This window comes from Salinivibrio sp. IB643, from assembly GCF_001996105.1.
In the GTDB taxonomy this organism is placed as follows: Bacteria; Pseudomonadota; Gammaproteobacteria; order Enterobacterales; family Vibrionaceae; genus Salinivibrio; species Salinivibrio costicola.
In genome coordinates, this window is sequence record NZ_MUFF01000005.1 from 121,066 (window position 1) to 131,373 (window position 10,308).

Sequence of the window (10,308 nt, forward strand, 5' to 3'; positions counted from 1 at the left end):
TCAGTTTCTATGATGGAGGATTTACACTGTAAATCTCAGCCGAGCCTCGTTTCATTGGCTACTATGTTTGCATTGAGCGCTGTATTCACATGGAGCGTGGTATGTGTAGTGAAAGCTATGTTGGCATTAACAGGTATGTTTCTATTTACAGCCTTATGTGAATTTACAGTGTAAATTGATACGTTTGACGCTTCCTTATCTTTACACTGTAAATTGAACCAATAGCTCTATCAAAACGGCCTGAATCACTCACTGACGTCATGGCGCGTAACATAGTCACGGATCATCGCTTCGGCTTGTTTTTTACCCGTCAGTCGGTACCGCGCACATACCGTAGACCACGAATGGCCAAGAATAATCCGACTGATCAATACATAGAGCGCATTATCGTCTGGAAGCGAAGGTAAGGCTTTAACGTGGTGACGTAACCACATTTGTAGGCTTGCCAATGACGCCTCAACACCAACGCCCCCGGCAATAAATCCTTTAATCTGTTGGTCTATACAGCCTGCTAGTGGCTTATCAGATAAGAAGCACATCATAGCGCCAACAATATCAACCTCCATGGCCTGATGAGTTGTCATCCATTGAATTGGTAAGCTATGACGAAACAAGGCGACACCGTCCTGCAACCACGCTAGCCGTTTGATTGGCTTTACCATTTGTAAAGAATAACAACCACTGGCTTGATCGCGCTTCAAGCCAAGTTTTATTGGTTCAAACCCCTGCTTCAACCAGAACCGACTAAGACGAGCCGTCGCACCAAAACTCACCCCGAGACACGACATCTCAAGCTTGCTTGCCTCCTGAGCCACAGCAGTAATAAGCTGCTGACCTAACCCTTGAGATCGGTAAGATTCGGCTACCGCGATTCGTTCAACTCGCCAAAGGCTCTGGTGCAAAATCGCTGGATCGCCGAGATGGGCAGCGAGCGACTGGCTGAGAAGATGGCCTTTAAGGCGACGTTGCCCCGCAACCACCGCCCGGCTCAAGTCGGCACTAAGACGGCATTCCTCATTGATCACACACGCAGAGATCAACTCGCCCGCGACGCTTCCCACCCAAACAATGATTGAATCGTCATCAAGTAAACGTGCTAAATCATTCGGCGACGTTTGATAATGCGCAGCCAGCAACAACGCAAATAATGAACGCAGTAAGGCCTCATCACTCAATAGCTGTGCGGGAGATAAACACTGAACGACGATACTATCCAACTTAACGGGTTGGCTTTGGTCGTCACTGATCAGTAACTCAGGCGGATCGACATCGAGCAAGAATAATGCATTTAGCGCACGTTCAACCGGATCGTTATCCGCCCATCGCATTGGTGCAGTTAATCTCAATGGTCGCCATTGTGGTTGCTCTGCATCCAGTAATTGTTTCAGCCTTATCGTAAACGCACGTCCGGTTCCTTCATAACCATGCTCTGTGGTTGCAATGGCCACGCGACTATATTGATGTAAGCATTGGCTCAACATCGGCAATGGGATTGCCGCCGCTTCATCAATCAAAAGAAGGTCCGCCAACGGCGTTTCTTGTAACAAGGTATCGGGGGCAATATAGCGGATATCGCTACCTTGATAATCAATTACCTGACCTTGGGTCTCTATACCCAAACTTGACTTAATATGACTAAATAAGGTTGCGGCATGCGCGGGCGTCGGTGCGCTGACCAAAATTTTTCGTGGTTTGTTCATGACTAACTGTGCCACCGCGATTCCCAACGCTGCCGATTTTCCACGACCACGATCGGCCGTCAACAACAAGGGACGACGCCGGTGACCCGTGGCCACTTTCTTGACCGCCTCAATCGCATTCTCTTGTCTCACCTCATGTTGGCCAGGCAAAGGTAACACCTCCGCGGGCCTACGCACCTGATGACGTAGAAAGAAGGCGACCGATTCATTTAGCTCTAGCTGTCTGACTAAACGCTGCACAGAAGGCGGCAATGCCTCCTTTGGCGCCGCTAGTCGTAAAAGAATTAATGATCCCGCCCGACAGCAGCCTGCAATAGCGCAAAACGCTTCGGCATTAAAATCGGCGCCCACCTCAACCACGATATGCCCGCACTCTTGTCCCAGCTTTTGACGCGCTTGACGCCAACTTAATCCTTCATCGGCATGACCGATAACCAGCGGGGTAGCGGCCTCGTCAAAGGCTGCCACGATAAAATTAAGAGGATAATCGATACACACCAATTGTCGATGAGCACGCAATGTGGCGGAATGAATTAAATCTGCAAAAAACTGTTGCAGAGTTGATGAGGTCGTTGATGTCCCCATAGGACGCGTTCCGTTTTGTCGATTTAGCAGATAAAGAGGATGATACCATGCAAAAAAAAACGACACGCAAAGGCGTGCCGTTTTTTATTCGATTTGAACGCGTTAACCGTTAAAGTGTTCCTTTATCAGCGCCAAGATCTGCTCAGCATCTTGATCACTCACTTTTTTCAAATTGATACTCAAATTATTGCCTTTACGACGATAAGACGCGCGTCCTTCTAACAAGGTCTGAGCTTGTTCTTTTTCACTCGGCTGCGGCGCCACAAGCTCATCTTTATATTGCTCAATTCGCTGGGTCACTTCGCGCGTAATGCGTGTCACGCCTTGGGCATCAACTTGTTGCCATAACGGTGTCTCACCTAGCATAGCCACCAACTGCGCTTGCGATTGGCTATCAAGGCTAAAATACAGACGGTGGAGTTTGACGATAGTCGGGCGCCCCAATTCAGAGACACTGGGGTAAGCTTGCAAAAGTGGCAAGGGCAGGGCAGCTGCCTTTAATGCACCACTGACTAATGCTTCACTACACTGACATGCGCTCGCCAGTGCCTTTTGATCACTGACGTCACCGCTGTCTAACATGGCTTGCATTTCTTTACCGCGTTCATACAAGGATAAAGGTTTGTGCGCATTCGCGACATCCGACAAAAACTTAGCATGACGCGTGCTGATCCCTTTTGCGACGTATACCAGAAAGTCCTGCTCTGCAATAATACAAGACATACGGCGCCGGCTGCCATCGAGGACCTCGATACGACCGTCATCAAGCCACCGCCCAACAGCCGGGTATTGTTGTCCGTGCTCTTTTAAGGTGGTCAGAATATCTGATAATGCCAATTCGTTAAGAAACGACTGCTCACGCGCATTTTTATCAAATACTGTTGTTTTATCTCGGATCGTTAACGCTGGGACTTTAACAAGTTCAAACTCGACGGTACGCTCACCCGCCACAGCTAACTCGATCACTGCCGCTCTCTCGCTCGCCGCGCTCTGCGCTTCTTGTGATGTTGTTGCTCGGCGTTTATCCGCCTTTGCAAACAAGCGCGCATTTAAATCAGAGGTTTTAATTGCCATTTTTCTTTTTTACTCCTGATTGAGCTGAGACCAGTAGCTATGCAGCACACGTTCGAGTTCGAGTCCAACTCGATGCACCGCATCTTGCGCCGTTGATAACGTTTTTTTACCGCCCTCAAAATCTTGTGACGTCAAATCAAATACCGTGCTATAGGTATCGGCACAGGTCTCAAAAGCGCGACTTCGAGGAATCGTCGCCATCATGACCTGTTCACCTAAAAGATAATTCATTTCAGTTAAGACAGAAATCTGTTTTTTATTATCATCTTCAAACATGGTTGGCATTAAACGCACAAATTCTAATCCGTGCCAGTCTTCCGGAAACATCTCATACACTTGGGGAAGATGTTGGAAAAAGTTCACCGTCGATGCCCAATCCAGTCGCTTCGCGGCGCAGGGGATCACTAAAGAGTTAGACGCATACATCGCATTCCAAACCAGTGGATCGATATGAGGTCCCGTATCAATCATAATGATGTCGAACTCATCACTGATTGGATCAATCACCTTCTCTTGCAATAACTCCACCACATTCAGCGACTGGCTGGTTGCTAACGCTTGCCATGCCTCCGCATTAAACATGGCGTCTTCAGGAAAGGCAGCCATGGTTTTCAAATTAGGATATTGTGTCGGCAGCAAGACATTACGCATCATGAAATCTTTGTCAGCAGCCTGGGGCGTATTGTCCAACATCACATCAACGGCAGAATAAATCCCTTCTTGTTCCGTCAAACTGATTTGTGGGTTAAGGAATAAACGCAACGAGCCTTGCGGATCTAAGTCAATCAAGCAAATGCGATAACGTTTCTCAAGATTCAGCGCCATACAAGCCGCTAAGTGCACCGCACTCATAGACTTGCCGGTGCCCCCTTTTTGGTTTTGAATGTTCACAACCCAAGGTTTGTGCGTCTTGCCTTTACGTTCATGAAACGTCGGAACATTCGCGGCGTCCATAATTTGATGCGCTTCATCCAGGGTAATGGAGTAATGATTGGCATTATTTTTGGTAAATTGATGCCCGTCTTGCTCCATGCGAGAGATCGCTTCATCAAGCTTGCGCCGCGTAAGCCCTGAACGTGTTTCCATTAACGCTTTCGACATGGGCGGAAAGAGCTGATCATGTCGCTCTTCCATGACAATCTCCACACGATCAGACTGCACTTGCTTTGTCTGCGCCGCGATATTGCGGAGGTTTTCAATCGTCTTTTCCCTATCCATATTCTTTTTCGCCATCACGAGAAATAATCGTCGATTGTACAGCATAATCCACCAAAGACAATAAAAAGGTGAACAGATGCCAATAAAATACAGATCCTACTCACAATTGTAATTATAGGGTGGGGCTGAATATCATCACCATTGATGTCAAATTCAACCAATATTATCAGAGCCAATCATAGTAAGATTTAAAATGTCACAGTGTCACTTATTTACAATGTAAATGGCGAATAAATACGGAAGCTTGTATTTGGTTGGCTAATTTACGGTTGTCGATATTTCAACATTAAACTGACCATTTTTTATCGATATCATCAGTAGGATCGACCCTCTATTACACATTTTGGCGATATGCGATGAATATTAATGCCATTTGATCCTATTTCCCGAAAGCATGATCAAGGAAAATAAAGCGATGGATTCAATAGCCTTGATCATGCTTTCGTTGATAACATGAGTAGATAGGAAGCATGATCAAGTACGTATTGCGATGAAATCACCAGCAAATTCAACCGCAATGTCTCAATAAGCCTGGGAACGATGATCAAGTTATATTTCTGATTGAATAGTGCCAGTATCTTAATCGGAACGATATATCCAAACCGCTAATTTACGGACAATGTCAGGTGTACCAAGGGATCCAGGACGATCCGTCGCGATTTTCTTCGCCGATCGTACGACTGATGAGAAATAAGCTGACTCTTGAACAACAAGATCATCATACATGATCATTGTTCCGCATCCGGACACATGCTGACTGATGGCGATTATACTGTTAATGTCATTTCAACTTGAGCAGGCGAGACACGACTTTCTCGCCACATTGCTCACAACATAGGCAGCATTCCGTCTGATTGAGCAAAATTCGCATCACTTGATCATTGTTCCATGATGAAAACACGGCTGTTTGGCTCTGATAACATCATCCAAACAAATAAAAGCGTTCCGAGGTTGTGGATAACGTGTGGAATACACTTGATCATTGATGCAGTAATTGTTTGATCATTGATGCGATACGCTGATGATCATTGGTTCAGGCCTTACTTGATCATCGTTGGTGAAGTATGTTGATCATGCCTCCAATGCTTTGTTGATCATGCTTTCGAGAAGGGTTATTTCATAATCCATATAAATCAGTTACCTATAGATTTTTCATCGCCCGGATCATAAGATCAGATCATCAAATTAGATCAGAATAATCATAAAGATCAGTTAAAAGATGCAATAAAAAAGATCTTTCTTTTTGGGTCTATTTTTATTAGGATTTCCCTGGAAGTGTGATCGATTTACGGCTTTCGTCACCTCAACATTAAAGAATAATGCGCTTTGAGTACGCCTGCTATGAAGGATCTTAACTGACATGAGTGCCAGTAAACCGGAAAAAATATTAATAAAAGCACCTCGTTCCCACAAAGACGGGCATCTCTTCGAAGTGCATGGACAACTGGTCGACTGGCTTGCGCAATATGAGCATTTTAAAGGGGTGACCAAAAGCATCTTAGAACTGCTCAATTTGATTTCAGTGCGCGGGTTTTCATCTCAAGATGGCTATGTCTCTACCACAGAGCTTGTTGACGCCACCGACGGTCAACTAACACGTGCTGCCATTCAGCAACGATTACGTGCGGCGGTGCAATTAGGCCTTTTTCTTCAGCAGCCGGTTCGTTTTGAAGAAGGGCTGGCAGGTAAAACGATGCTCCACCGCTTTGTCAATCCAAGCCGTCTCATTTCATCACTTGGCAGTGCGGGATTGATGACAGAAAAAAGCCGAGATGAAGTCAAACAAAAACGCTCTAAAGCGCTGGCACAAACGCAAGTAAACCGCCAACTTCTGAGCGAGCACGGACTGGGAACGCCCCCAATGATGCCTGGCGAAAAAGATCAGATTTTGGTTTCTCCAACAAGCTGGGCGGGGATCATTGATCAAGCTTTGGCGCCGCCACGGACAAAAAAAGCCTATCAAAAATCAATGGTTGCGATCAGCGGGACCAAAGCCATTATTGAGACACGATCAGCCAAGTCGATCATGACGGTGGATGATCTGATGACGTTATTCGCATTATTTACGTTAACCGTGCAATACCATGATCACCACTTACCGAATTACGAGCTACAAACCCAATCGATTGGCAATAAAACCCCCATTTACATCACTGATATTTTGCAACTACGGGGTAAAAAAGACAGTGGACCGGCACGTGATGCAATCCGAGAAAGCATCGATAGAATCGAGTTTACGGATTTTCAACTCCACGAATTGACCGGCCGTTGGCTGAGTGAAAACATGCCTGAAGGGTTTAAAAGTGATCGCTTCCGCTTTTTAGCTCGGACCATTACCGCATCAGAGGAAGCACCAAAAGAAGGTGAAGATGGGGAAGTTAAAATTAAACCCAATCTGTATATCCTGGTGTGGGAGCCGTCGTTTTTTGAAGAATTGATGACGCGTGATTACTTCTTCTTGTTCCCGCCTGAAATTTTGCGTCAGCATACACTGGTATTCCAGCTCTATTCGCTCTTCAGAAGCCGTATGTCGCGTCGTTTGGAAGATTCGATGCTACTGAGCGAGTTAAACCAAAAAATGGCGCGTAACATTGAATGGCGACGTTTTTCGAGTGATTTGATTAGAGAGCTTCGAAAACTGGCAGAAGGCAAAGTCACTGAATCGATTTTTGCGGTAAACCTCTGGGGATATCACCTAACGCTGACACGCGAAGACGATGAAAAAAAATATCCGGATTACCGGATGGATATTAAATGTAATGTCGATGAAGTGATCCGTTACTCCCGCGCTAAAATGTATAACGAGGGTAAACGCTCGCTAGCGCCAACCATGCCAAACCCATTGCGCAACGAGATCTTACCCAGCCAAGACCTTGATCAACTGTCCGGGATCATCGATGGCGAGTTTGAACCTATCCAACGCAAAGAGAAAACCAGCGGCCGTTTGGGGCGCCGTGTTAAGCAACGCAAGCATCTGGTTGAGATCAATGCTGACGAGCTGACCATCGTTCTCTCTAAATATACCTCAGAAGAGGCATTACAACGCAGTATCACCGCGCTCTCAGCAATGACAGGGCATCCGTCTTCAGTGATCACTGAAGAGTGTCAAGGTTATCTAGAAAAGCTTGATTGGTTACGCGTTGGTGATCAAGTGGTGCCTTATGAAACACTCAGCCGTACGATTGAATTTTTTAATCAGCAACAGCAGGAACGTCACCTATCTATTGAGAAATTAATCTCAGGGTTAGCGGTGCGCCGTAAAGTGTGTCAACGCGTGTTTGACGGCCACCTGGATGGGCAAGTGCTTAGAGCGTTAGATGACATTGCAATGAGTGGCTAACAACTCCGTTATTTTGTACAGGCTTGACGCATAACTGACATGCATTCACGGATTGGCGTTAATATAGATCCCGATAGATACCTTTGTCCTATTTGATGTCTTTATGACATCGTTTGGCTAAATGCTTGCCGAGCGGGCCCTTGCCCGCTTTTTTTCCGATTGTTTTTTCGCGTAGTTGTACCTTGTATTGCTTGCACAACCCGTTCGACATGGTCGCCTATCATAGTCCCACCCTAACTGTTTCTATCGACTTGGTTTCATTCTTCTATTTACACTGTAAACTGCCTGTTTTAATTACACGCGATTCGCGTTTCAATGAGGCAGTTATGCCGGTTCTGTTGCCATTTGCCGCGGTTTTTATTTGGTCGGTGAATACCATCGTAAACAAAATGTCAGTGGCGGTCATTGCACCTGGTGCGATGGCCTTTTACCGTTGGTTCTTTGCCATCTTGGTGCTTACTCCCTTTTGCCTACCTACCCTATGGCGTCAGCGGCGTGCGGTGATAACCTACGCGCCGCGGCTTGCCTTACTCGCCTTACTTGGCATGGTCACAAACCAGTCTGTCGCCTATTTTGCTGCGCAAACCACCACAGCGACGAATATGGCATTGATCATGTCTTTGGTCCCAATGCTCAGTCTCTTTATGAGCATTCAACTACTGTCTCAGCCACTTACAGTGCGAGCCATTGTCGGTGCAGGGTTATCTATCTCTGGGCTGATTTATATGCTGACAATGGGAAAACCGCTAACGTTGTTGACCAGTGGGGCAACCATTGGCGATGGACTCATGTTAATTTGTGCTTCGTCGTATGCACTGTATTGTGTGTTATTGAAACGATGGTCGATGGCGATTTCTAATTGGGTCTCCGTTTATGTGCAGGCCTTATTCGCGGTAATCATGCTGATCCCCGTGCTTTTGGCGGCACCCAGCCAAAACATTGCGACTGAAGCTTACCCATTAGTGGGATTTGCCGCCTTAGGCGCATCGGTGCTTGCACCGGCAATTTGGCTACAGGCGATCGCGCTCAATGGGGCCAGTCGCACCGCAATGTATATGAATCTATTACCGGTGATGACGGCAATAATCGCCGTCATCTGGCTAGGGGAAGTCTTAACGCCATATCATATTATCGGGGGAGGATTTGTTCTATTGGGCGTTGGGCTGTCTCAGCAATCGACGCGCCAAACTGTCCGTCAACGCTGATAAGCGTCTACACTTTTAAAAAGAAAGTGAGACGGAGGTAGCCAATGTGGTGGTTAATTGAGTTAAACTGGATGCCTTTATGGGTAACCCCCACCATGCGTCGCTCTGACGTGTCAGAGCCGTCGCCGATCGTATGGTAACAAGGAGCAGGAGAGCAATAAGCCTACATGGACGTCGACTTATCCCATCACGCTGCGGTGAGTATTCGCGCAGCACAGCGTCAAGAAGCGCGCTATTTTTGGCATAATATCTACCATTCCCGTGCGTGGAAGCAATACGACGCGCCTTACAGTCCTATTGAGCCGGTATCCTATTGGTCGTTTCGGTTTGGCCTTTTCCGGCGTTTTCTTGCAGGAGATACCGCTCAAGTTATCTGCGTTGATAACAAGCCCGTCGGTTACGTTACTTATTATTGGGAAGACAAGCGCACGCGATGGCTTGAAGTAGGGATCACCATCTTTGATCCCGCATGTTGGGGAAAAGGAACAGGGCGGCAAGCGCTGACACTATGGCTAGACCAACTGTTTGCCCGCCACGCGGTGAATCGCATAGGTCTAACGACCTGGTCCGGGAATATTGGCATGATGCGGTGCGCCAGAGCGCTAGGCATGCGCGAAGAAGGGCGTTTACGCGCTGTCCGCTACTATCAAGGTGAATATTACGATTCACTGCGCTATGGCGTCTTACGTGAAGAATGGCTGCAAAGCCAGGTCCCCGTCGCGCAACAAAAAACAGCAGCCCAAACATCTTCTCTCCAAACGGCCGCATCAGTTGCGTACCAGCCGCATACATGAATTTAGATTGAGCGCTCGCCAGGCCTTGGCCATTTCGCTTTCACCCCCTCGATTAAGAACGGTGATACATCACCGTTCAGTGATCCATCCCCTCATTAAAATAACCATTCACCCTCGCAACGCTCAATGAATAGGACTGTTGGCAAACCAAGCACGCTTATTAATAAAAGAGTCAAAAATATGAAGGTTTTTTTATATAGGTTTARCGTCGGTATCATCGCCAATCAATATCTAAAAATGTGACTTTGATCACTATGATGTTAGTGGCTTGATTCAACACTGAAGTTTGTACTTTACCGGTCATTTATCCATTTTCTTTTCCATGATCCCAAATATTATCCGTCGTATTTTGATAGGACGACGCTATCTTCTCTGCTAACGTTAAAACGTAG

The 10,308-nt window shown here is 46.6% G+C and carries 6 protein-coding genes; 3 read left to right on the plus strand and 3 right to left on the minus strand.

What is annotated here, in order from left to right; all coding sequences use genetic code 11:
* Positions 1-245: 245 nt before the first annotated feature.
* The 3 genes from BZG77_RS03620 to BZG77_RS03630 all read right to left on the minus strand — a co-directional run bounded on the left by BZG77_RS03620 (position 246) and on the right by BZG77_RS03630 (position 4,577).
* Positions 246-2,285, minus strand: coding sequence for a GNAT family N-acetyltransferase (locus BZG77_RS03620; RefSeq protein ID WP_077646229.1), 2,040 nt, complete (start codon positions 2,283-2,285; stop codon positions 246-248).
* Positions 2,286-2,387: 102 nt separating this feature from the next.
* Positions 2,388-3,359 carry a ParB/RepB/Spo0J family partition protein gene (locus BZG77_RS03625; protein WP_077460820.1) on the minus strand — a complete coding sequence of 324 codons (972 nt, stop codon included), beginning with the start codon at positions 3,357-3,359 and terminating at the stop codon, positions 2,388-2,390.
* A 9-nt stretch (positions 3,360-3,368) separates the two neighbouring features.
* Complete coding sequence (locus tag BZG77_RS03630) at positions 3,369-4,577, minus strand: ParA family protein (protein ID WP_077460967.1); 1,209 nt, start codon at positions 4,575-4,577, stop codon at positions 3,369-3,371.
* Positions 4,578-5,937: 1,360 nt separating this feature from the next.
* Here BZG77_RS03630 and BZG77_RS03635 point away from each other — a divergent pair.
* The 3 genes from BZG77_RS03635 (at position 5,938) to BZG77_RS03645 (ending at position 9,916) form a co-directional block, all read left to right on the plus strand.
* On the plus strand, positions 5,938-7,917 hold the full coding sequence (locus BZG77_RS03635; RefSeq protein WP_021024047.1) for a replication initiator protein RctB domain-containing protein: 1,980 nt from the start codon (positions 5,938-5,940) through the stop codon (positions 7,915-7,917).
* Between the two features lie 326 nt (positions 7,918-8,243).
* Entirely contained in the window at positions 8,244-9,122 is an 879-nt protein-coding gene (locus BZG77_RS03640; protein ID WP_077460821.1) for a DMT family transporter, read from the plus strand.
* A gap of 167 nt (positions 9,123-9,289) precedes the next feature.
* Positions 9,290-9,916 (plus strand): GNAT family N-acetyltransferase, encoded by a 627-nt coding sequence (locus BZG77_RS03645; protein WP_077646230.1) that lies wholly within the window; start codon positions 9,290-9,292, stop codon positions 9,914-9,916.
* The last annotated feature ends 392 nt before the right edge of the window (positions 9,917-10,308 follow it).

Excerpts from the sequence above, each read along its gene's own strand:
- BZG77_RS03625 (WP_077460820.1), bottom strand. The coding sequence starts at position 3,359 with ATGGCAATTAAAACCTCTGATTTAAATGCGCGCTTGTTTGCAAAGGCG.
- BZG77_RS03645 (WP_077646230.1), top strand. The coding sequence starts at position 9,290 with ATGGACGTCGACTTATCCCATCACGCTGCGGTGAGTATTCGCGCAGCA.
- BZG77_RS03630 (WP_077460967.1), bottom strand. The coding sequence starts at position 4,577 with ATGGATAGGGAAAAGACGATTGAAAACCTCCGCAATATCGCGGCGCAG.
- BZG77_RS03635 (WP_021024047.1), top strand. The coding sequence starts at position 5,938 with ATGAGTGCCAGTAAACCGGAAAAAATATTAATAAAAGCACCTCGTTCC.
- BZG77_RS03640 (WP_077460821.1), top strand. The coding sequence starts at position 8,244 with ATGCCGGTTCTGTTGCCATTTGCCGCGGTTTTTATTTGGTCGGTGAAT.
- BZG77_RS03620 (WP_077646229.1), bottom strand. The coding sequence starts at position 2,285 with ATGGGGACATCAACGACCTCATCAACTCTGCAACAGTTTTTTGCAGAT.